Origin of the sequence: Nonomuraea sp. NPDC026600 (genome assembly GCF_040638335.1) — a bacterium.
In the GTDB taxonomy this organism is placed as follows: Bacteria; Actinomycetota; Actinomycetes; order Streptosporangiales; family Streptosporangiaceae; genus Nonomuraea.
Genome location: NZ_JBEZYD010000040.1, coordinates 1 through 20,577, shown reverse-complemented (window position 1 = coordinate 20,577; position 20,577 = coordinate 1). Strand labels below are relative to the sequence as shown.

Annotated in this window: 20 protein-coding genes; 13 read left to right on the top strand and 7 right to left on the bottom strand. The window is 70.1% G+C overall.

From position 1 onward, the window contains the following. The first annotated feature begins 6 nt into the window (after positions 1 to 6). The 3 genes from AB0F17_RS53175 (at position 7) to AB0F17_RS53165 (ending at position 3,169) form a co-directional block, all read left to right on the top strand. Positions 7 to 222, top strand: coding sequence for a helix-turn-helix domain-containing protein (locus tag AB0F17_RS53175; protein ID WP_020547488.1), 216 nt, complete (start codon positions 7 to 9; stop codon positions 220 to 222). 120 nt (positions 223 to 342) lie between these two features. Beyond that, positions 343 to 1,179 (top strand): enoyl-CoA hydratase/isomerase family protein, encoded by an 837-nt coding sequence (locus AB0F17_RS53170; RefSeq protein WP_358040675.1) that lies wholly within the window; start codon positions 343 to 345, stop codon positions 1,177 to 1,179. 103 nt (positions 1,180 to 1,282) lie between these two features. Beyond that, positions 1,283 to 3,169 (top strand): ABC transporter ATP-binding protein, encoded by a 1,887-nt coding sequence (locus AB0F17_RS53165; RefSeq protein ID WP_358040672.1) that lies wholly within the window; start codon positions 1,283 to 1,285, stop codon positions 3,167 to 3,169. Here the strand turns inward: AB0F17_RS53165 and AB0F17_RS53160 are convergent. Further along, a complete protein-coding gene (locus AB0F17_RS53160) occupies positions 3,141 to 4,025 on the bottom strand; it encodes a sulfotransferase (RefSeq protein ID WP_358040669.1) in 885 nt (294 codons plus the stop codon). The genes AB0F17_RS53165 and AB0F17_RS53160 overlap by 29 nt on opposite strands. Before the next feature lie 92 nt (positions 4,026 to 4,117). On the opposite strand from AB0F17_RS53160, the gene AB0F17_RS53155 reads away from it, so the two are divergent. Together AB0F17_RS53155 and AB0F17_RS53150 are read left to right on the top strand one after the other, a co-directional pair. After that, the gene (locus AB0F17_RS53155) at positions 4,118 to 5,011 is read left to right on the top strand and encodes an LD-carboxypeptidase (RefSeq protein WP_358040667.1); all 894 of its coding nucleotides are present in this window, start codon (positions 4,118 to 4,120) and stop codon (positions 5,009 to 5,011) included. 49 nt (positions 5,012 to 5,060) lie between these two features. Continuing rightward, positions 5,061 to 5,924 carry a hypothetical protein gene (locus AB0F17_RS53150; protein WP_358040935.1) on the top strand — a complete coding sequence of 288 codons (864 nt, stop codon included), beginning with the start codon at positions 5,061 to 5,063 and terminating at the stop codon, positions 5,922 to 5,924. 18 nt (positions 5,925 to 5,942) lie between these two features. Here AB0F17_RS53150 and AB0F17_RS53145 read toward each other — a convergent pair whose 3' ends face one another. Both AB0F17_RS53145 and AB0F17_RS53140 read right to left on the bottom strand, forming a co-directional pair. Further along, positions 5,943 to 7,706, bottom strand: a complete 1,764-nt coding sequence (locus AB0F17_RS53145) for a glycoside hydrolase family 15 protein (protein ID WP_358040664.1) — start codon at positions 7,704 to 7,706, stop codon at positions 5,943 to 5,945. 78 nt (positions 7,707 to 7,784) lie between these two features. Continuing rightward, the gene (locus AB0F17_RS53140; RefSeq protein WP_358040662.1) at positions 7,785 to 8,387 is read right to left on the bottom strand and encodes a hypothetical protein; all 603 of its coding nucleotides are present in this window, start codon (positions 8,385 to 8,387) and stop codon (positions 7,785 to 7,787) included. Positions 8,388 to 8,451: 64 nt separating this feature from the next. On the opposite strand from AB0F17_RS53140, the gene AB0F17_RS53135 reads away from it, so the two are divergent. Further along, a complete protein-coding gene (locus AB0F17_RS53135) occupies positions 8,452 to 9,885 on the top strand; it encodes a PLP-dependent aminotransferase family protein (protein WP_358040659.1) in 1,434 nt (477 codons plus the stop codon). A gap of 23 nt (positions 9,886 to 9,908) precedes the next feature. Here AB0F17_RS53135 and AB0F17_RS53130 read toward each other — a convergent pair whose 3' ends face one another. After that, on the bottom strand, positions 9,909 to 10,523 hold the full coding sequence (locus AB0F17_RS53130) for a trimeric intracellular cation channel family protein (RefSeq protein WP_358040656.1): 615 nt from the start codon (positions 10,521 to 10,523) through the stop codon (positions 9,909 to 9,911). 11 nt (positions 10,524 to 10,534) lie between these two features. Continuing rightward, positions 10,535 to 12,013: an oligopeptide:H+ symporter gene (locus tag AB0F17_RS53125; RefSeq protein ID WP_358040653.1), complete on the bottom strand. Its 1,479-nt coding sequence runs from the start codon at positions 12,011 to 12,013 to the stop codon at positions 10,535 to 10,537. 128 nt (positions 12,014 to 12,141) lie between these two features. On the opposite strand from AB0F17_RS53125, the gene AB0F17_RS53120 reads away from it, so the two are divergent. The 3 genes from AB0F17_RS53120 to AB0F17_RS53110 all read left to right on the top strand — a co-directional run bounded on the left by AB0F17_RS53120 (position 12,142) and on the right by AB0F17_RS53110 (position 15,924). Beyond that, entirely contained in the window at positions 12,142 to 13,980 is a 1,839-nt protein-coding gene (locus tag AB0F17_RS53120; protein WP_358040650.1) for an AMP-dependent synthetase/ligase, read from the top strand. Between the two features lie 66 nt (positions 13,981 to 14,046). After that, positions 14,047 to 15,279, top strand: a complete 1,233-nt coding sequence (locus AB0F17_RS53115) for a hypothetical protein (RefSeq protein ID WP_358040647.1) — start codon at positions 14,047 to 14,049, stop codon at positions 15,277 to 15,279. 162 nt (positions 15,280 to 15,441) lie between these two features. Further along, positions 15,442 to 15,924: a hypothetical protein gene (locus AB0F17_RS53110; RefSeq protein WP_358040644.1), complete on the top strand. Its 483-nt coding sequence runs from the start codon at positions 15,442 to 15,444 to the stop codon at positions 15,922 to 15,924. Between the two features lie 152 nt (positions 15,925 to 16,076). On the opposite strand, the gene AB0F17_RS53105 is transcribed toward AB0F17_RS53110, so the two are convergent. After that, positions 16,077 to 16,343 (bottom strand): Atu4866 domain-containing protein, encoded by a 267-nt coding sequence (locus AB0F17_RS53105; protein ID WP_358040641.1) that lies wholly within the window; start codon positions 16,341 to 16,343, stop codon positions 16,077 to 16,079. Between the two features lie 240 nt (positions 16,344 to 16,583). Here AB0F17_RS53105 and AB0F17_RS53100 point away from each other — a divergent pair, with 240 nt between their 5' ends. From AB0F17_RS53100 to AB0F17_RS53090, 3 genes are all read left to right on the top strand, one after another. Beyond that, entirely contained in the window at positions 16,584 to 17,363 is a 780-nt protein-coding gene (locus tag AB0F17_RS53100; RefSeq protein ID WP_358040638.1) for an aminoglycoside phosphotransferase family protein, read from the top strand. Positions 17,364 to 17,460: 97 nt separating this feature from the next. After that, the gene (gene moaA, locus AB0F17_RS53095) at positions 17,461 to 18,450 is read left to right on the top strand and encodes a GTP 3',8-cyclase MoaA (protein WP_358040635.1); all 990 of its coding nucleotides are present in this window, start codon (positions 17,461 to 17,463) and stop codon (positions 18,448 to 18,450) included. Positions 18,451 to 18,582: 132 nt separating this feature from the next. Next, complete coding sequence (locus AB0F17_RS53090) at positions 18,583 to 19,542, top strand: NTP transferase domain-containing protein (protein ID WP_358040632.1); 960 nt, start codon at positions 18,583 to 18,585, stop codon at positions 19,540 to 19,542. A 315-nt stretch (positions 19,543 to 19,857) separates the two neighbouring features. Here the strand turns inward: AB0F17_RS53090 and AB0F17_RS53085 are convergent, their stop codons facing one another. Beyond that, positions 19,858 to 20,172 (bottom strand): DUF3099 domain-containing protein, encoded by a 315-nt coding sequence (locus tag AB0F17_RS53085; protein WP_358040933.1) that lies wholly within the window; start codon positions 20,170 to 20,172, stop codon positions 19,858 to 19,860. 99 nt (positions 20,173 to 20,271) lie between these two features. Between AB0F17_RS53085 and AB0F17_RS53080 the strand changes: the two genes are divergently transcribed. Beyond that, positions 20,272 to 20,484 carry a dodecin gene (locus AB0F17_RS53080; protein WP_358040629.1) on the top strand — a complete coding sequence of 71 codons (213 nt, stop codon included), beginning with the start codon at positions 20,272 to 20,274 and terminating at the stop codon, positions 20,482 to 20,484. The last annotated feature ends 93 nt before the right edge of the window (positions 20,485 to 20,577 follow it).

Here is a 20,577-nt window from a genome sequence, read left to right as displayed (position 1 = left end):
GTACTCGTGGCCGAGACACTGAAGAAGGGCACCCGGGTCACCGGGGCCGATCGTGAAAAACTGGCCGGCGATCTTAAGAAGCGCTACGCCGCGGGCGAGAGCATCCGCGCCCTGGCCGCTTCGACCGGTCGGTCATACGGGTTCATCCACCGCATCCTGAGCGAGTCCGGTGTGACTCTGCGCGGGCGCGGAGGAGCGACTCGAGGCAAGTCCAAGCGCTGACGGCCGCCTCGGTACGTGCGACCGCAGCCGCTCGTCCCAAGTCAGCCGCCGTCGCGCCCGAGCCAGAATCATATTCTGTAAGCTCGGGCGCGACGGCTAAGGCGAATGAGGGAGCGGGCGATGGCGGAAGCGAAGGCGCCACAGCGCGGGGGGTACACGGAGGAAGTCTCTGCCGAAAGACTGGCGGAGGTCGGACTCCGCTTCGAGGTGGACGGTGAGATCGCGACGATCGCGCTGGATCGGCCCAGCAAGCGCAACGCACAGACGTTCGCGACCTGGGCGGCACTGGCTGACATCGGGGGCAACCTGCCTGAGCAGGTGCGCATCGTCGTCGTGAGAGGTGAGGGACCGTCCTTCTCGGCAGGTATCGACCTGCAAATGTTCACGCCTGAGGGAGTGCCCGGACAGGGCTCGTTCAGCTCGGCGGCACAAGCTTCGGCGACGCAACTCGACAACATCACGCTCGAGCAGCGCATCAGGAAATTCCAACAGGGATTCCTTTGGCTTCGCCGACCAGAGATCGTCTCCATCGCGGCCGTACACGGGCACGCGATCGGCGCGGGGTTCCAGCTCGCGCTCGCCTGCGACCTGCGCATCGTGGCAGACGACGTCAAGTTCTGCATGAAAGAGCCCGCCATGGGGCTGGTGCCCGATCTGACTGGTACCAAGCCACTGGTCGAGCTGGTGGGCCTGGCCAAGGCGATCGACATCTGCCTGACCGCCAGGACCGTCGAGGCCGACGAGGCCATGCGCATCGGCCTCGCCGAACGTGTGGTCGCACCGGGCGACCTGGCGGGAGCCGTACAAGACAAGATCGCGGAGCTGCTGTCGACCAACCGGGACGCGGCGGCGGCGACCAAGCGACTCCTCCAGGGGGCGCAGGCGCGCACCCTGGAGGAGCAGAGCGCCGCGGAAGGGGCCGAGCAGGCACAGCGCCTCAAGGCGATGTTCGGCTGAGCCGTGCCGCTTTCCGCCCCTGGGCGAGGAGGTTTACGCGCTGAGCTGACCCGGGAATCGCCCGGCCTTCCCCGGCGCTGAGCCGGGGGAGGAGGACCCCCCAATGGCGATGATGGGAGGGGGCTTCGGCCCCCAGATATTTACATCCCTGCGGCGCGACAACTCCGTGACCGAGCAGCGGCTCACACCCGGCACGGTCCGGCGCATCGCGCGCTACGCACGGCCGTATACCGGGCAGATCACCGCGTTCCTGCTGCTGGTGATGGCGGGCGCGGTCATCGTGATCGCCAACCCGCTGCTGATGAAGGCGATCATCGACGACGGCATCCTGCCCAGGCGGAGCGGCGTCGTGGCCGGCCTGGCCGTGGCCATCGCCGCGCTCGCGGTGGTCGACGCGGGCCTCACGCTCGTACAGCGATGGTTCTCCTCGCGCATCGGCGAAGGGCTGATCTACGACCTGCGCACGCAGGTGTTCGACCACGTGCAGCGCATGCCGGTCGCGTTCTTCATGCGCGCGCAGACCGGCGCGCTGGTCAGCCGGCTCAACAGCGACGTGATCGGCGCCCAGCGCGCCGTGACCAGCACGCTGTCGTCGGTCGTCAGCAACGTGATCAGCCTGGTCCTGGTACTGGGCGCGATGCTGGTGCTGTCGTGGCAGGTGACGCTGGTCGCGCTGGTGCTGCTGCCGATCTTCATCGTGCCCGCCAAGTGGGTCGGGCGGCGCATGTCCACGCTGACCCGCGAGCAGATGCAGCTCGACGCCGAGATGAGCTCGGTCACGACCGAGCGCTTCAACGTGGCGGGCGCGATGGTGGCCAAGCTGTACGGCCGGCCCGAGGACGACGCCGCCGTCTACGGCACCCGCGCCGCCCGGGTGCGCGACGTGGGCGTGACGGTCGGGATGTACGGCACCGTGTTCCGGGTGGCGCTCGGCCTGGTCGCGGCGCTGGCCACCGCGCTGGTCTACGGCATCGGCGGTGTGCTGGCCGTCGGCGGCGCCTTCGAGCTGGGCACGCTGGTGGCCCTGGCCGCGCTGCTGATGCGGCTGTACGGCCCCCTCACCTCGCTGTCCAACGTGCAGGTGGACGTGATGACCGCGCTCGTCAGCTTCGACCGGGTCTTCGAGATCCTCGACCTCGAGCCCATGGTGTCGGAGAAGCCCGGCGCGCGGCCGCTGCCGGACGGGCCGGTGACGATCGAGTTCGACGGCGTCCACTTCCGCTACCCGGCGGCCGAGGAGGTGTCGCTGGCCTCGCTGGAGTCGGTGGCCAGGCAGGACACGGGCCCCTCCCAGCCGGTGCTGCGCGGCGTGTCGTTCACGGCCGGCCCCGGCCGGCTCATCGCCCTGGTCGGCCCCTCGGGGGCGGGCAAGACCACGATCACCTCGCTGGTCTCCCGGCTCTACGACGTCAACGAGGGCGCGGTCCGGATCAACGGGCTCGACGTGCGCGACGCCACGCTCGCCTCGCTGCGCGACACCGTGGGCGTGGTCATGCAGGACGCTCATCTCTTCCATGACACGATCGGGGCCAACCTCCGTTACGCCAGGCCAGAGGCGAGTGACGAGGAGATCTGGGACGCTCTCAGGGCCGCGCAGATAGGCGACCTCATCGAGGGGCTGCCCGACGGGCTGGACACGGTCGTGGGCGACCGCGGCTACCGGCTGTCCGGCGGCGAGAAGCAGCGGCTGGCGCTGGCCAGGCTGCTGCTGAAGGCGCCGCGCGTGGTGGTGCTCGACGAGGCCACCGCCCATCTCGACTCGGAGTCGGAGGCGGCCGTGCAGCAGGCGCTGAAGACCGCGCTGGCCGGCCGCACCTCGCTGGTGATCGCGCACCGGCTGTCGACGATCAGGGAGGCCGACGAGATCCTCGTCGTGCAGGACGGCCGGATCGCCGAGCGGGGCGGACACGAGGAACTGCTGGCGAGCGGCGGGCTCTACGCCGAGCTCTACCGCACCCAGTTCAGCTCTTCGGATAGCCCAGTTTCGTGAGCTCCTGCCTGGCGACCTTCTCCACCAGAGTGAGGTCGCCGGGTCGCAGGCGGGTGCGCCAGGAGCCGACCTCGGAGACCCGCGGGGCGTACAAGCCGATCTTGGAGACGCGCGTCTCCAGGAACTCCGTCAGCGCCGCCACCGGCTCGGCCGGCTTCCGCACGAGGTCCTCGTAGCGCAGCGTGAGAAGCTGGCCGACCGGCAGTTCCTTGCGCAGCGTGGCGCTGAGCCGTACGGCGCTGCGCCAGCGCAGGGCGCTCTTGCCCGCGGCGGGCATGCCCTTCCACCGGTCGCGGTGCTCGTCGCGGTTGACGCCGAGGAAGGGATTGGGGAACTCGGTCTCCTCCGACAGCATCACCGGCTTGAACCAGGCCAGGCAGGCCGGATCGTCGAGCATGTCGGCGACCACGTCGCGGCCGTCGCGGATGAGCTGCACGAACCGGGCGTCGGGGAAGGCCTGGAGCAGCACGGGAGCGCTGTAGATCAGGTCGGGACTGCCGTCGCCGAACCTGGTCACCTCGCTCGCCGCCACGCACGGGCCCATGCTCGTGACGCCGCCGGCCTCCCTGCACGGCTCGGAACACTGGCCGCACGATCGGGGCAGCACCTGCCACGACTCGGCGAGCGCGTCGCGCAGCACGCGTACGGCCCCCGACGTCTGGCCGATCGACGGCTTGCGGGCGAAGGCGTAGATCACGTGTGCGACGGACGACCGGCCCATCGTCACGTGGAAGCCGGGGGACCGTTTCAGGGCACGGGCGAGCAGGTCCGCGCCGGAGTGCGGAGCACCGAGCAGGAAGACCGGCCTGCGGACCTTGATGCCGTTGACCACGAGGATGTGGGGCGGAAGTCGCATACGAGAGGTAAGTGTGACACCGTTTGGCGGGTGAAAAAGCCAACGTCGGCGTCGATCCTCGTCAAGAGAGTTGATCGATAAGGAGTTGATCGATGAGGCAGGGTGACACCGTCGCCGTCGTCTCGCCGTCGGGCCCGCCGAACGCCATCCTGCTCAGACGGGGAGTCGAGCGCCTGGAGGGGCTCGGGCTGAAGGTCGTGGTCGGCGAGCACGTGCTCGGCCGCCAGGAGCTCCCCTACCTCGCCGGAGCCGACGCGGCTCGCGCGGCGGACCTGCAGGCCGCCTGGTGCGATCCGGCCGTCTCCACGGTGTTCTGCGCCAGGGGCGGCTACGGCGCGGCCAGGCTGCTCGGCCTGCTCGACTGGGCCGCCATGCGCGCGGCGGGACCCAAGACGCTCATCGGGTCCAGCGACATCACCGCGCTGCACCACGCGTTCGCGATGGAGCTGGGCGTGCCCACGCTGCACGGTCCGATGCCGGCCTGCGACGTGATCGCCGACGAGAAGCGGCCCGAGCCGCGCACCTGGGAGCACCTGCGGGCCGCCCTGGCCCGCCAGGCGCCGCCGGTCGTCGGCGACCGCGTGCTGTCTCCCGGCCGGGCCGAGGGCGTGCTGGCGGGCGGAAACCTGTCGCTGCTCGCCTCCATGTGCGGCACGCGCTACCACCCGTCGTTCGCCGGGAAGATCGTGCTGCTGGAGGACATCGGCGAGGAGCCGTACCGGATCGACCGGATGCTCACCCAGTTAGTTCAGGCCGGCGCCTTCAACGGCGTGCGCGGGATCGCCCTCGGTTCGTGGGTGGACTGCGGAGATCCCTACCCGGTGCTTAAAGACCGGCTGCTGCCGCTCGGAGTGCCTGTCCTGGCGGGGTTGCCGGTGGGTCACGGCACACCACAGATGAGTGTGTGGCTTGGGGCTCTTGGGGCTATCGATACCGAATCGTGCTCGCTGGCTGGTCTGTTCCGCAACGAGAAGCAGGCAAGGTAGGAATACACGCATAGGGATAAAACGGACAGAGGGGACGCGGCGCGTGAACATGTTCAAGCGTGACCGGGAGCCCTCTCGGCGGTCGATCGAGGACGTCGATCTCGACTCGCTGCTCGGGCTCGTCGCCGAGTCCCTGGGGTACACCGGCGTCTTCGCCGCCGACGGCGCCTCGCTGACGCTGAAGGGCGACAGGGAGATCCTGGTCAGGCTCACCGGGTTGCGCCGCGAGGTGGGCCGCCGGCCCAGGGAGGACTGGCCCATGCTGGTCTCCGAGCACCTCGCGAACGCGGTCGCGGCGGCCGACGAACTGCTCGACGTGTGCGACCTCGACCAGGTCAAGCCGCTGCTGCGGACCCGCGTCGAGGCGGTCGACGAGGTCGCCGACCTGACCAGGGTGGTGGGCCGCCATCTCAACGGCGACCTGGTCGAGCTGCTCACGGTGGGCTCCAGGCCGGTACGCCCCGAGGAGGCCGGCTGCTGGCCCGTCCCGTCGGGCCGGGCGCTGGAGCTGGCCATCACGAACGTCGGGCAGGACGAGCGGCTGGAGCTCGAGGCCATCGAGCTGTCGGGCACGCCGGTGTGGCGCCTGACCGGCCGCACCCCGGCCGCGGCCACCCACCTGCGCTGGCTCGGCGACTACCTGCCGATACCCGCCGACGGGGTGCTCGTGGTGCTCCCGGACCCGTACACACTGATCGTGCACCCGGTCGACGGGATCGGCGTGGTGCGGGCGCTGGAGCGTCTGCGCGTGCACGCCGTACGCACCGACGGGCTCAGCCCGCAGGTCTACTGGTGGCACGAGGGGCGGCTGACGCTCATCAGGGCCGACATCGTCCTGCAGGACGGCCTGGCCCGCCTCGTGGTGGCGCCGCCGCCGGAGTTCGCCAAGGTGCTGGCCCGGCTCGCCGTCTGACTGCCGGGCCGGTAGGACTCAGCCGGGCTGGGAGAGCGCGCGGGCGGCGTGTACGAGCGGGACGTGGCTGAACGCCTGGGGGAAATTTCCCACCATCCGGGCGTATCGCGGGTCGTACTCCTCGGCCAGCAGGCCCACGTCGTTGCGCAGCGCCAGCAACCGCTCGAACAACTGCTCGGCCTCCTCCTTGCGCCCCTGCATGGCCATCACCTCGACCAGCCAGAAGCTGCACGCCAGGAACGCGCCCTCGCCGCCGGGCAGCCCGTCGACGTCGTTGTCCTCGGCCACCGGGTAGCGCAGCACGAAACCGTCGGACAGCAGCTCCTTCTCGATGGCCGCCACCGTGCCGGCCACGCGCGGGTCGTCGACCGGCAGGAAGCCCACGAGGGGCATGAGCAGCAGCGCGGCGTCGATGTCCGTCGAGCCGTAGGACTGGGTGAAGGTGTTGCGCCGGGGGTCGTAGCCCTTCTCGCAGATCTCGGCGTGGACGGCGTCGCGCAGCTCCCGCCACCGGTCGACGGGGCCGGTCCTGCCGAACCGCTCCACGTACTGGACGGCCCGGTCGAGCGCCACCCAGCACATCATCTTGGAGTGGGTGAAGTGCCGGCGCGGGCCGCGTACCTCCCACAGCCCCTCGTCGGGCTCGTCCCAGTGCTCGGCCACGTAGTCGAGCAACTGGCGCTGGATCGCCCACGCGCGGTCGTCGGCGGCCAGCCCGGAGGTCCTGGAGACGAACAGACAGCTCATCACCTCGCCGTAGACGTCGAGCTGGAGCTGCTTGACGGCCTGGTTGCCGATCCTGACCGGGCGAGAATCCTCGTAGCCGTCGAGCCAGTCGAGCTGCATCTCCGGCAGCCGGCGCTCGCCCGCGACGCCGTACATGATCTGCAGGTCCTGCGGGCGGCCGGCGATCGCGCGCAGCAGCCACGACCGCCAGGCGGCGGCCTCGTCCAGATAGCCGGAGTTGATCAGCGCGTCGAGCGTCATCGTCGCGTCGCGCAGCCAGCAGTAGCGGTAGTCCCAGTTGCGCACGCCGCCCAGGTCCTCGGGGATGGAGGTGGTGGGGGCGGCCACGATGCCGCCGGTGGGGTCGTAGATGAGGCCCTTGAGCGTGATCAGCGAGCGGACGACGGCCTCGCGGTATGGGCCTTCATAGGTGCATTTGGCCACCCATTCGGCCCACATCGCCTCGGTCTCGGCGAGTTGGGTCTCGGCGTGGATCCGCGGCGGCATCGGCTGGTGCGACGGGTGCCAGGTGAACACGAACGGCAGCCGCTCGCCCTCCTTGACGGTGAAGGTGGCGCGGTGCGCGTAGTCGCCGCCCTTGAGCGGGACGGGGGAGTGCAGCCAGATCGAGTCCGGGCCGCCGATCGCCTGCAGGTGGCCGTTGGTGCGGCGCACCCACGGCACGATCCTGCCGTAGTCGAAGCGGACCCTGAGCGTCGTGGACATCTCGACCGTGCCGGAGACGCCCTCGACGATGCGGACCACGTCGGGGTTGCGGTCACGCGGCGGCATGAAGTCGATCACGCGGACCGTGCCCGTCGGGGTGTCCCACTCGCTCTCCAGGATCAGCGTGTCGGGCCGGTAGCGCCGCCGGGTGGCGGCCCGCCTGCCGGTGGGGCCGAGCCACCAGTGGCCGTTGCGCTCGCTGCCGAGCAGCGCCGTGAAACAGGAGGGGGAGTCGAACCTGGGCAGGCAGAGCCAGTCGATGGAACCGTCTCTGCCGACCAGGGCCGCCGACTGCATGTCGCCGATGAGCGCGTAATCCTCGATCCGCATGTACCGACGCTACCGGCGGGAAGGCGATCTCGCGGCCGCTCCGCGCACGTCGCGTCGTGAGCGGGCACGGCCGCGAGATCACGTCAGGGGGAACCGGCGGGCGAACAACTGGGTCACCGGGCCGATGGCCAGCGCGTAGACCAGGGTTGCGATGCCGACCGTGCCGCCGAGCAGCCAGCCGAGGGCCAGCACCGTGATCTCGATGAGCAGGCGGCTGAACCGGAGTGACAGGCCGAGCTGGGTCAGGCCGGTCATGAGGCCGTCACGCGGTCCCGCGCCCAGCCCCGCGCCGATGTACAGGACGGTGGCCAGCGCGATCGACACCACGCCGAGCACCAGGTACAGCCAGCCCGCCGCCCAGTGCGTGGCGGTGGGCAGCAGATAGATGGCGGCGTCGGCGAACAGGCCCACGAAGACGACGTTGCTGATCGTGCCGAGTCCGGGCTTCTCCTTCAGCGGGATCCACAGCAGCATCACCAGCGCGCCGACCACGATGATGACCGTCCCGATCGACAGGCCCGTCCGCATGGCCAGGCCCTGGTGGAGGGCGTTCCACGGGGCGTTGCCGAGCCCGGAGTCGACCTGGAAGCCGATGCCCGCCCCGTACAGTGCCAGGCCGCCGTAGAGGCGCAGGAGGCGGATGGGCAGGGTGTTCGGGCGTGGGACGGATGCTTCGCTCATAGTGGTCTTAGAGTGGCAGGGGCGCCGCTTGCCAAACCAGGGCCAATCCCGGAAAGTGGCCTTTATGAGGTTTTTGTCGGCGACGCAGGTGGCCAGGCTGGTGGACATCCCGGCGGGCGCCAGGCCGTACTACCGCGCGCTCGCCGACGCCGTGCGCGCGCTCATCATGGACGGCCAGTTGCCGGTGCGGGTGCGCCTGCCCGCCGAGCGGGACCTGGCCCAGACGCTGGCGGTCAGCCGCACCACGGTAACCGCCGCCTACGACCTGCTGCGCGAGCGGGGCTACCTGGAGAGCAGGCAGGGCTCGGGAAGCTGGACCGTACTGCCGGACCCGGCCATGTCGGCGGAGAACCCGTGGCTGTCCGTCGACGGCGACGGCCTCATCCCGCTCCACTGCGCCGCCCCGCCCGCGCCGTCGGCGCTGGCCGAGGCCATGGCCGAAGCCGTGGCGGACCTGCCGAGGTACGGCATGGGCCACGGCTACGACCCGATGGGCCTGCTCGCGCTCAGGGAGCGGATCGCCGCCCACTACACCGGCCGCGGCTTGGCCACCAGGCCGGAGCAGATCCTCGTCACCACCGGCTCCCAGCACGCGATCCAGCTCGTGCTCGGCCTGCTCGTCGGCGCGGGCGACCCGGTGCTCGTCGAGTCGCCCACCTACCCGCACGCCATGGACGTGGCCCGCCAGCGCGGCGCCCGGATGGTGCCCGTCGGCATCTCGCACGAGGGCTGGCAGACCGACCTGGTCTCCTGCGCCATGCGCCAGTCCGCGGCCCGGCTGGCCTACCTGATGCCCGACTTCCAGAACCCGACCGGCGCGCTCATGGACGACGCCACCAGGGCCGCGATCGCCGGGGCCGCCAGGCGTACGGACACCGTGCTGGTCATCGACGAGACCTGGTCGGAGCTGGCCCTGGACGAGGTGCCGCGGACGGCGCCCATGGCTGCCTTCGACACCGACAGCAGGATGATCAGCATCGGCTCGGCCTCCAAGCTGTGGTGGGGCGGGCTGCGCATCGGCTGGGTGCGCACCACGGCCGCGCTGGCCCGCCGCCTGGCCGTGTACCGCGGCGCCGTGGACATCGCCAGCCCGGTCCTGGAGCAGCTCGTGGTGGCGCGGTTGTTCGACAGGATGGAGCAGACCAGGGCCGAGCGCCGCCGTACGCTGCGGGCCTCCCGCGACACGCTCGTCGCCGGGCTCCGCGAACGGCTGCCCGGGTGGAGCTTCACCGTGCCGAAGGGCGGCGGCACGCTGTGGGTGCGGCTCGACGGGGGCTCGTCCGTCGCTCTGGCCGACGCCGCGGCCCACCATGGGGTACGGCTCGCGCCGGGGCCCTGGTTCGGGCTGGAGGGCACGCTGGAGGGCTACCTGCGCCTGCCGTTCACGCAGCCGCCCCAGGTGCTCACCGAAGCCGTCACCCGCATCGCGGCGGCCCACGAGCGGGGGCCCGTCGGCGCCAGGCCGCGGCTGCCCGACTCGCTCATGCCGATGGTCTGAGTCGATGCTCTGACCGGCCCGGCTCACTCCACCGGTTTGACGCCCCTGGCCAGCGGCGCGCGCCAGTTGTAGCGCATCGCGGCGATGCGCAGGCCGAAGGCCAGTACAGCGGCGGCCAGCGTGGCGTGCCAGCCGTGCAGATCGACCGTGTAGAGCGCCGCCATGACCGCCGAGCCGAGCATCGCGGGCACCGCGTAGAGCTGGCGGTCGTACAGCAGTGTCGGGATCTCCCCGGCCAGCACGTCGCGCAGCATGCCGCCGCCGACGGCCGTCGTGACGCCGAGCAGGGCCGCGTGCAGGGGGTTGAGCCCGTAGTCGAGCGCCTTCTCGGTGCCCACCGCGCAGAACAGGCCGAGTCCCGCCGCGTCGAGCACCAGGATGGCGGGCATCACCTTGGCCACGTGCGGATGCCAGAAGAACACGATGGCCGTGGCCACCACCGGTACGAGCACGTAGCCGGAGCTCTGGAAGGCGGTGGGCCGGACGTTCAGGATCAGATCCCGCACGACGCCGCCGCCCAGGGCGGTCATCTCGGCGATCACCGCCATGCCCACCACATCGAGCCGTTTGCGTACGCCCATCAGCGCACCCGACAGGGCGAAGACGAAGATGCCTACGAGATCGAGAATTTCCGACACAAGACTGATTTCTACCTGAAAGTGGTCGGATGGTGCTCGGCCATCAGCGCCCGCAGCCGCCGCGTGAACACCAGCAGCACCGCTCCGCCCGCGACCGCCATCGCGGCCAGGAGCAGGTAGTAGGCGGGCTCGGACAGCACGGCGCCGAGCCGCCCGGTCTGCCCGCCGACCGCGTCGCCCACCGACACCGCGATGAACCAGATGCCGAGCATCTGCCCCTTGAACGCCCGCGGCGCCAGCTTGGTGGTGACCGAGAGCCCCACCGGGCTGAGCGACAGCTCGCCGAACACCTGGATCAGGTACACCAGCACCAGCCACCAGACCGAGACCTTGCCCGTCTCGGCCAGCCTGGCCGCCACTGCCATGACCACGAAGCTCAGACCCGCCATGAACAGCGCGAACGCGAACTTCTGCGGCGTGCTCACCCGGGTCCCCAGCTTGGTCCAGAGCGCCGCGAACACCGGCACCAGGAGCAGGATGAACAGCGAGTTGAACGACTGCGTGGTCGCCGCCTGGATCGGGATGCCGAACAGCGACAGGGTGGTGTTGTTCTGGGCGAAGAACAGCAGCTTGCTCGGCGCCAGATCGAAGATCATCCAGAAGATCGCGGCCGCCACGAAGAGCCAGATGTACGCCTTCATCCGCAACCGCTCGTCCTCGGTCAGATCGTGGCTGCCGAGCATGATGTAGCCGAAGTAGAGCACCGGCACCGCCAGCACCACGACCGTCACCACCACGGTGAACCTGGACAGCGTGAACGTGCCCGTCGCCACCCAGATCGCCATGGCCACCACGGTCAAGGCCACCGCGAACGAGACGATCTTGACGACCTGCGCCCGCTCGGGCGGCGTCAGCGGCAGACCGGGCTGGTCGCCGACGCCTCTGAGGCTCTTCCTGCCCAGCGTGTACTGCAGCAGGCCGAGTGCCATGCCGACCGCCGCCGCGCCGAAGCCGAGATGCCAGCGACCGCCCGCGGCCAGCTCGCCCACCACGATCGGCGCGAAGAAGGCACCGAGGTTGATGCCCAGGTAGAACAGCGAGAACCCGGCGTCCCTGCGCCCGTCGTCCTCGTCGCGGTAGAGCCGGCCGACCATGACTGAGATGTTCGGCTTGAGCAGGCCGGTGCCCGAGATGATCAGCAGCAGCCCGAACCAGATGAAGCCCGCCCCGCCGACCGGGAGGGCCATGCTGATGTGGCCGCACATGATGATGAAGCCGCCCCAGAAGACCGACCTGCGCGGGCCCAGCACCCGGTCGGCGATCCAGCCGCCGGGCAGCGCCACCAGGTAGATCAGCGCGCCGTAGACGCCGACGACCGCCTGCGCGGTCTGCTCGGTCATGCCGAGGCCGTGCTGGGCGGGTGAGGCCGCCATGAAGGTGGCGAGGATGGCGCGCAGGCCATACCAGCTGAAACGCTCCCACATCTCGGTGCCGAACAGCGTCGCGAGGCCCCATGGATGCCCGAAGAACGTCCGTTCTCCCTTGCTCATGCGCCGTCCCCCTCCGCGTTCGATCCATCACTCTACGTGACGGCTATGCCCAGGCCTTGCCGCTACCTCGGTGGTGTGGTGCGATGCATGCCAGCTGCGCAAGTGGCCACTGACTGGAGGCGGGTGCCATGGCAGATGTCCTCGAGGTCCGGGCGGAGATCGAGCGGGCAATCGCGGGTCGTACCGTCTGCGGGCAGCTCAGCGAGCTCGCCGAGCGATACCCGCACGCGCCTGCCTACTCCGACCCCGTCGACGGCGGCTGGAGCACGCTGAGTTACGGCCAGGCCAGGCAGCGGGTGCTGGAGATAGCGGCCGGATTCGCCGCACTCGGCCTGGAACCCGGCGAGTCGGTCGCCCTGATGATGGTCAACAGGAGCGAGCACGTGCTGGCCGACCTCGGCGCCGTGCACGCGGGCGGCGTCGGCTGCACCGTCTACTCGACGTTCGCCTCCGACCAGATCGCGTTCGTCGCCGCCGACGTGGGCGCCCGGATCGTGGTGCTCGGCGGACCCGCCGAACTGGCCCGCTGGCGGCCGGTGCTCGGCGAGCTGACGGGACTACGCAAGATCATCATGCTGGAGGGCACGCCCGGCGACGACGACCGGTTCCTGTCCTGGCCGGACTTATTGGAGCTGGGGCGCTCCGCGCTGGCCGCGCACCCGGAAGAGGTCGAGGCCCGATGGCGCGCCGTGACGGCGGGCGACGTGGCCACCGTGCTCTACACCTCGGGCACCACCGGCGGACCCAAGGGCGTCCCCCTCACCCACACGAACGTCTTCTACGAGGTCGAATCGACCGACCGCATCACCTCGCTGCCCCTCCAGGGCACGCAGATCTCCTACCTCACCTACGCCCACATCGCCGAGCGGGTCCTGAGCCTCTACCTGCCGCTGGTGAAGGTCTCCCACGTGTACTTCTGCACCGACCTGGCCAACCTCGGCGCCACGCTCGGGCAGGTCAAGCCGATGATGTTCTTCGGCGTGCCGCGCGTGTGGGAGAAGATGATGGCCCGCCTGCTGGCCGTCCTGGCCACCCAGCCGGAAGAGCAGCAGGCCGCCGTACGCCGGGCCATGGCGGCCGGCGTCGCCTACGTCGAGGCCGGGCAGTACGGCGGCACGATCACCCCCGAGATCAGGGCCGCCTACGAGCAGGCCGACTCCTCACTGCTGTCCATCATCCGCGGCATGATCGGCTTCGACCGCGCCGAATGGACCGCCACCGGCGCCGCGCCGCTCCCCGGCGAGGTGCAGCGCTTCTACGCCGGTCTCGGGCTGAAGGTCATCGACGTGTACGGCATGACGGAGACGACCGGCGCCTTCACCGGCAACGGCCCCGCCTGCTACCGCCTCGGCACCGTCGGCCGGGCCGAGGCGGGCGTCGAGGTCCGCATCGCCGCCGACGGCGAGCTCCTCACCCGCAGCCCGCTGAACACCCGCGGCTACGTCAACCGGCCCGAGGAGACCGCCCAGCTCATCGACGACGAGGGATGGCTGCACACCGGCGACATCGGCACGGTCGACGAGGACGGCTTCTACCGCGTCGTCGACCGCAAGAAGGAGCTGATCATCACCGCCGGCGGCGAGAACATCTCCCCGGCCGAGATCGAGAACCACCTCAAGGAACACCCCCTCGTCGGCCAGGCCCTCGCCTACGGCGACAACCGGGCCTACCCGGTGGCCGTGCTGACGCTCGACGCCGAGGTGGCGCCCGGCTGGGCGCAGGCGCACGGCATCACGTTCGGCTCGCTCGCCGAACTGGCGGAGCACTCCGACGTGCTCAAGGAGGTGGAGGCCGCCGTCGTGGTGGCCAACACCAAGCTGGCCAGGGTGCAGCAGGTCAAGCGGTGGGCGCTGCTCGGCACCGAGTGGACGGCCGAGACCGAGGAACTGACGCCCAGTCTGAAGCTCAAGAGGCGGGTCATCCACGCCAAGTACGCCGACGTCATCGAGGGGCTGTACTCCGGCTGATCTTTTGCCGTTGGGGGCGTGAGTCGTGGTCGTGGTCATGACCGGGTGGTTCCTACCGTCTCGATCATGACCAGAAGTCTTCTTCTCGTCTCGCTCGCGGCGGGGGCGCTCACGGTGCCCATACCGGCGTCCTCTGCCGCGACCGAGCTCGCGATACGTGAGATCAACATACGACCGGCAAGTCCTGTGGTCGGGGCCGGGAACTCCGTCCGGCTGGTGATCGACGTGATCGCCAAAGGGGTGAAGGGGCGGGACGGGGTGACCATCCAGGTGGAGCCCGGGTCCACGCCCGATGCCACGGGCTCTGTCACCGGCGGATCCCCCGTCACCTCCAAGCCCCTTATGCCCAGCAGCGGGGTGCTCGCGCCCGGTCCCACAGGGTCTGCCGCTACGGGCCGGTCCGCCGCGGCGGCCCCGGCCCCGCGCGCCGCCGGGCACCGTGGCGCCTTGCGGGTGGCGGTCGGCGGGCCCGACGGCGCCTCCCGCGTCCAGGGGCTTCCAGCCGCTCTCCGGCAGCGCAGTGAGTACGCTCGTCTGGCCGTACGGTCCGACTGGGACACGCGACCGGCCCGCGACGGGAGGCCGACCCAGGGCGTGCGACCCTCCACGACCTCCGTGCGGGGCGCGAACACGGCCATCAGCCCCGCCCTGGGCGGAGAGGCCGCCGTGGACCCTGCCGGGGGCGTCGACGTGGCCACGGAGTCCATCCGGGCCGGGTGGCCGGAATGGTTCGGGCCGGGTGCCTGGGCGGCGGCCAGGGAGCCACAGCCCCGCCCCGTCAACGTGGAACCCGCGCTGGCACTCATGCCGGTGTGGCGTTCGACGCCGAGCGGGATGCGCATGAGGGACAACTGGCAGACCTGGCGATTCCTCCCGGACAAGGTACTCAACCGGTTCTACCCGTCGGGAACGTGGACGATCATCGCCACCGCGACGGGCGACGACGGCACGAGCGTGACGCGGCATCAGACGTTCCAGCTCAAGCGCGAGACCAAGCTGTCGTCCGTACGGGCGGAAAGGGCGGGCGCCCCCGATTCCGTACGGCTGCACGGCTCCCTGACCAGGGTGGACCCGCGCGGATACGCGGAATACGCGCCGTTCGCGGACCAGCGGGTGGAGGTCCTGTGGCGCGCGGAGGCCGACGACGAGTGGGAGCGGGTGGCGGTCGCGACCACCGGCGAGACAGGCGACTTCGCCAAGACGGTACAGGGACGCGTCGGCGGCTACTGGCGGGCCCGCTACCTGGGAACCGACCACTACGCCCCCAAGATCTCCCGAATCCACGAAAGCTCCGAATAATCGGATAAAAGGATAAAAATCGTGCCATAAAGCCCATCGGGTGAATTGTCGTTGCACGATTGTGATCGGGGACTTCGCAACTTTTCCTTTCCTTTAGGCGTCATTGGCGTTGACGTGCTCTGTCCTTGGGGCGCGTTCTCCTACGGGGAAGGAAGTTCATTCATGATGCGACGTCTCGTCGCCGGACTGGCGGTGGCTGCTCTGGGCGCCACGGTCGTGGCGACCGCCGCCACACCGGCGCTGGCCGATCCCGGGTTCGACGGTGGTCACACCCGCCTGACGCTCGACGCCAACCCCGAACCGGCCTGGCGCGGCAAGCCGCTCACGCTCGAAGGCAAGCTGTCGGTGGAGTGCGAAGAGGACTACATCAGCGGCTTCGTGTCCGTCCACAACGCCGACTACTGCAAGGAGTCGGAGTCGTGGCACCGCCTGGGCTGGAAGCGGATCGCGATCCTCTTCCAGGCGGACCGCAGCGGCCGCTGGGAGTACGTGGAGTCGGTCAGGACCAGCGGTGACGGCTACTTCTCCACCCGCGTCCCCGCGTACACCTCGGGCACCTGGAAGGCGGTCTTCGAGGGGGCCAGGGGGCTCGATGGCGCGCAGGCCACCGACTGGGTGAAGGTCGTCGGCGGCCGCCGCCACTGACCACACACCTGGCTCGCGAACGCCCGGTCCCCGAAATGGGGCCGGGCGTTTTCGCTTTTTTGTACCAGCAAAGACTGGCCGGCTTCGGTGCCAGGTCTGGGGCCTGACTCGGAAGCGCTTGTGGCCGCCGGGCCGGGCCGGAAGTGGCCGGTTCACGCTCCGGGGTGCGGCTCCTCCCGGTAGAGCACCAGGTGCTCGTGATAGAGGACGCCGTCGCGGATGTCGCCCGTCGCGGTGAACCCGGTGTCGTCCACGTAATCCAGATGGGCGCCCGTCACCGTGTAGCGGCCGGTGTAGGCGCTGCGCCGATCGCCACGAGCTTCGTCGTAGCGGCCGTTCGCCAGCAGTTCCTGCCGGATGTAGCCGTCGGCCGTCACCCACATGCCGGCCACGTTCACGTCGACTGCCTCGCCGGACATCGAATCCCCCTTGTCGGTTGCCTGTTCCGGGGTCAGTCTTCCGCCCGCCGGTAGCCGGAGACAGGCTGCGCATTTCCTGGGTGCGCGACACCCAGGCGGCCGCAGCTCCCGCACGCCCTGCGGCTTCGCAGCCAAGGAACCCCAGCTCCGCGGCCTCACCGTGCTCATGGGACGCGCTCCTTAGACCCAAGCCAGGTGGCCCTCGGCCGAGGTTCGCGGTGATGGCGTAGAGTCCCGCGGGTGATCGAAGAGCCTTTGGCCGGCGGTGGGGTCAACTCGGTCGTCCGGGTCGGTGACACCGTTCGACGGCCGGCCGGTCCTTGGACGCCGGCCGTGCACCGCCTGCTGGAGCACCTCGCCGCAGCCGGGTTCAAGGCGGCGCCCCGCGCTCACGGGCTGGACGAGGCCGGTCGGGAGATCCTCGACTTCGTCCCGGGAGACGTGGCGCACTATCCGGTGCCCGCCTACGCCTGGAGCGACGCCGCGCTGGAGGCGCTGGCCGTACTCATGCGGGCCTATCACGACGCCACCGCGGACTTCGCGGAACGGGACGCCGAGTGGTACTTCCCGGCGCGCGAGCCGGCCGAGGTCGTCTGCCACGGTGACATCGCGCCCTACAACTGCGTCTACCGCGACGGCCTGCCGGTGGCGCTCATCGACTTCGACACTGCCCATCCCGGGCCGCGTCTGTGGGACGTCGCGTACGCCGCCTACCGGTTCGTCCCGCTGTCGGCGGTCGGCAACGGCGAGGCGGTACTGCCGGTGGCAGAGCAGGCCAGGCGGCTACGACTGCTCGGCGACGCCTACGGCCTTTCCGGCGACGAGCGGGCGGCGCTGCCCGAGGTGGCGGCGGAACGCCTGCGCGCGATGGTCGACCACATGCGGCAGCAGGCCGCGGCCGGGAACGAGGCGTTCGCCGCCCACCTGGCCGCCGGGCACGCCGACCTCTACCTGACGGACATCGAACACATCACCCGCCACGCCACCACGTTCCGGCACCCCCAGCCAGGAATCACCTGATCGCCAGCCGCGTTGTCGTCGGGTGACTTGTCGGTTTTGGGGGCGGCCGGAAGGCCGACATAGGCTGACGTTCTAGAGATAGACAGGAGGTGACGCCATGTTGCGAGACTCGTTCGGACGGGTGGCGACGGATCTGCGGGTGTCCCTCACGGACAAGTGCAACCTGCGCTGCACCTACTGCATGCCACCCGAAGGGCTCGACTGGCTGCCCAACGCCCAGCTCCTGACGGCAGACGAGATCGTCAGGCTGGTCACGATCGGCGTCGAACAGCTGGGTGTCACCGAGGTCCGCTACACCGGCGGCGAGCCGTTGTTGCGCCGCGAGCTGCCCGACATCGTCGGCCGTACCGCCGCGCTCAGCCCCAAACCGCAGGTGTCCCTGACGACCAACGGCATCGGGCTGGCCCGGCTGGCCGCGACGCTCGTCGAGGCGGGTCTCGACCGGGTGAACGTCTCGCTCGACACGCTCGACCGCGACACGTTCAAGCGGCTCGCGCACCGCGACAGGTTCGAGGACGTCATCGCCGGGCTGAGCGCCGCGCATGACGCGGGCCTGCGCCCCGTCAAGGTCAACACCGTACTGATGCGCGACGTCAACGACCACGAGGCCGTGCCGCTGCTGCGCTACTGCCTCGAGCAGGGCTACGAACTGCGCTTCATCGAGCAGATGCCGCTCGACGCCCAGCACGGCTGGAGCCGCGAGGGCATGGTGACCGCCGACGAGATCCTCGCACTGCTGTCGGTCTCGTTCGACCTCACGCCCGACGACCTCGAGGAGCGCGGCAGCGCTCCCGCCGAGCGGTTCCTGGTCGACGGCGGGCCCGCGCGGGTGGGCGTGATCGGGTCGGTGACGCGTCCGTTCTGCGGCGCGTGCGACCGCGTACGGCTGACCGCCGACGGGCAGATCCGCAACTGCCTGTTCGCCACCGAGGAGTCCGACCTGAAGACGCCTCTGCGGGACGGCGCCTCCGACGAGGAACTCGCCGCCCGCTGGATCGCCGCCGTGTCGCGCAAGCGCGCCGGGCATGGCATCGACGACCCGTCGTTCCTCCAGCCGTCCCGGCCGATGTCGGCGATCGGCGGCTAACCTTTTCGTACGTCGTACGGAACGGCTGGGCCTTCTCCGTACGACGTGCGGAAGGAGCCGCCGCTCGGCGAGAGTCGCGTGCCGGGACGGGGCGGCCGGTTGGCGCCCGGCCGAAGTGCGTACCGTTGGGGCGTGACGATCGGCGGAGAGTACGACGCGGTGATCCTGGCCGGGGGACAGGCGCGGCGGCTGGGCGGCCTGGACAAGCCCGGCCTGAGCGTCGGCGCCAGGGCGATGATCGAGAGCGTCGTGCTGGCGGCGTCAGGAGCCCGCACGGTGATCGTGGTCGGCCCCGAACGCCCGCTCCCAGGGGCGGTCCGCGCGGGCGGGCTGGAAGGGCGGCCGCGGATCGTCTTCGCCCGCGAGGACCCGCCAGGCAGTGGGCCGGTGCCGGCGTTGCGGGCCGGGCTGCGCGAGGTCACGGCCCCACGGGTGGTGCTGCTCGCCGGAGACCTGCCGTACCTCAGAGCCGGGCACGTCGCCGAACTGCTCCACGCCTCGTCCCAGGCAGCGACTGCCGAGGGCGGCGGCGGAGACGTGAGCGAGGACGCGGCCGTCGGGGATGTGAGCGGCGGGCACGTCGGCGGCGGTGATGTGAACGGCGCGTACGAGAGCGGCGGGCATACCGGCGGTGGGGTCGTGGCGGTCGATGATGGCGGGCGGGAGCAGTGGCTGCTGAGCCTGTGGCCTGCCGAGACGCTGCGCCGGGCGCTGGACGGCTACACGGGGCGCTCGCTGAGAGGGGTGTTCGGCCCGCTCGTCCACGCTCGTGTGGCGTTGCCCGGCCGGCCGTGGTTCGACTGCGACACAATGGACGATCTAGAGGAGGCTCGTATGAACGTGCTGAACGAATGGACCGCCCTGGCCTGCCAGGAACTGGGCGTCGACCCCGCCCGCGTCGACCGGGACCTGATCCTGGAGCTGACCAAGGAGGTGGCGCACGGCGTCGCCAGGCCCGCCGCGCCGCTGACCGCCTATCTGCTGGGGCTCGCTGAGGGCGCCGGCACCGCGCCCGCCGACGCGGTGGCCCGGATTACCGCGCTCGCCAGGAACTGGGGTGAGGCCACGGCCGAGACGCTGACCGACAGTTGACACTCCAACGAACTGTTGATGTCAAGCCGTGCTCAAAGTTGCGGATTTCATGCGAATAGTGAGCGCCGCAGAGCGTAAACGATTTCGGGAAAGAGGCCCTACCCAAGTGGGTTCCAGGGCTATTGGACTGATCGTCCGAGAGAGAGTTTCCCCAGGAAAGGGGCGACGCCGGGTGGTTACGGGGGCAAACCACCCGGCGTCGCTTCATCGGCGTTCCGACGGGGGCCCGGAACGCCGGCACCAGCACTCCGACGGGGGACCGGAGCGCTTGGCTAAAGCGTACACCTACAACCCATGGGATGCGTCAAGACTTAGTCACGACCCGATCTCGCGTCGATGCCTTGGTATCTCGCTTTGGTTAGCTTCAGGTGTGTGAAAGGTCGAGGAAGGGGCATCCGGACCCCTCTCATTGGCCCCGATTACCGCTATGTATGGCAAAAAAACCGCAGCGGCGATGAACAGCAGCCGGTACGGCCAAGGCACCGGCACCACCACGGCCAGGATCAGGCACAGCGTGCGGATGCCCATCTTGATGAGGTAGCTGATCTCCCGCCGATGGATGTCCGAGCTCAGCGACGGTCTGGCGTCCGTGACCTGGTGGACGTCCTGCTTCTTGCGCCACCCCTTCATGACTTCCACGGTAGACCCCGTAGGGGTCGCATGCGACAGGGGCCGGGATCGGCGACAGCGGTCATGCGATCATGGCTTTCGAGTAAGGAGGATGTGGAGATGACGGATCGTACGTACCGGGTGACCGAGATCGTCGGCACGTCGGGGGAGAGCGTCGACCAGGCCATCCGCAACGGGATCAGGCGCGCGTCGGAGACGCTGCGGCACCTCGACTGGTTCGAGGTGACGGAGGTTCGCGGGCACATCGACGGGGGCGAGGTCGCGCACTTCCAGGTCGGCATGAAGGTGGGCTTCCGCCTGGAGGACTCCTGAGAGCGCCAGCATGACGCTCCTGAACATGGACCCGCCCAAGCAGACCCGCTACCGCCGGCTGGTGAGCGCGGGGTTCACGCCCAGGACGATCGG

Coding starts and splice junctions, on each gene's coding strand:
- AB0F17_RS53170 (WP_358040675.1), top strand. CDS start 343: ATGGCGGAAGCGAAGGCGCCACAGCGCGGGGGGTACACGGAGGAAGTC.
- AB0F17_RS53165 (WP_358040672.1), top strand. CDS start 1,283: ATGGCGATGATGGGAGGGGGCTTCGGCCCCCAGATATTTACATCCCTG.
- AB0F17_RS53160 (WP_358040669.1), bottom strand. CDS start 4,025: ATGCGACTTCCGCCCCACATCCTCGTGGTCAACGGCATCAAGGTCCGC.
- AB0F17_RS53155 (WP_358040667.1), top strand. CDS start 4,118: ATGAGGCAGGGTGACACCGTCGCCGTCGTCTCGCCGTCGGGCCCGCCG.
- AB0F17_RS53150 (WP_358040935.1), top strand. CDS start 5,061: ATGTTCAAGCGTGACCGGGAGCCCTCTCGGCGGTCGATCGAGGACGTC.
- AB0F17_RS53145 (WP_358040664.1), bottom strand. CDS start 7,706: ATGCGGATCGAGGATTACGCGCTCATCGGCGACATGCAGTCGGCGGCC.
- AB0F17_RS53140 (WP_358040662.1), bottom strand. CDS start 8,387: ATGAGCGAAGCATCCGTCCCACGCCCGAACACCCTGCCCATCCGCCTC.
- AB0F17_RS53135 (WP_358040659.1), top strand. CDS start 8,452: ATGAGGTTTTTGTCGGCGACGCAGGTGGCCAGGCTGGTGGACATCCCG.
- AB0F17_RS53125 (WP_358040653.1), bottom strand. CDS start 12,013: ATGAGCAAGGGAGAACGGACGTTCTTCGGGCATCCATGGGGCCTCGCG.
- AB0F17_RS53120 (WP_358040650.1), top strand. CDS start 12,142: ATGGCAGATGTCCTCGAGGTCCGGGCGGAGATCGAGCGGGCAATCGCG.
- AB0F17_RS53115 (WP_358040647.1), top strand. CDS start 14,047: ATGACCAGAAGTCTTCTTCTCGTCTCGCTCGCGGCGGGGGCGCTCACG.
- AB0F17_RS53110 (WP_358040644.1), top strand. CDS start 15,442: ATGATGCGACGTCTCGTCGCCGGACTGGCGGTGGCTGCTCTGGGCGCC.
- AB0F17_RS53105 (WP_358040641.1), bottom strand. CDS start 16,343: ATGTCCGGCGAGGCAGTCGACGTGAACGTGGCCGGCATGTGGGTGACG.
- moaA (WP_358040635.1), top strand. CDS start 17,461: ATGTTGCGAGACTCGTTCGGACGGGTGGCGACGGATCTGCGGGTGTCC.
- AB0F17_RS53085 (WP_358040933.1), bottom strand. CDS start 20,172: ATGAAGGGGTGGCGCAAGAAGCAGGACGTCCACCAGGTCACGGACGCC.
- AB0F17_RS53080 (WP_358040629.1), top strand. CDS start 20,272: ATGACGGATCGTACGTACCGGGTGACCGAGATCGTCGGCACGTCGGGG.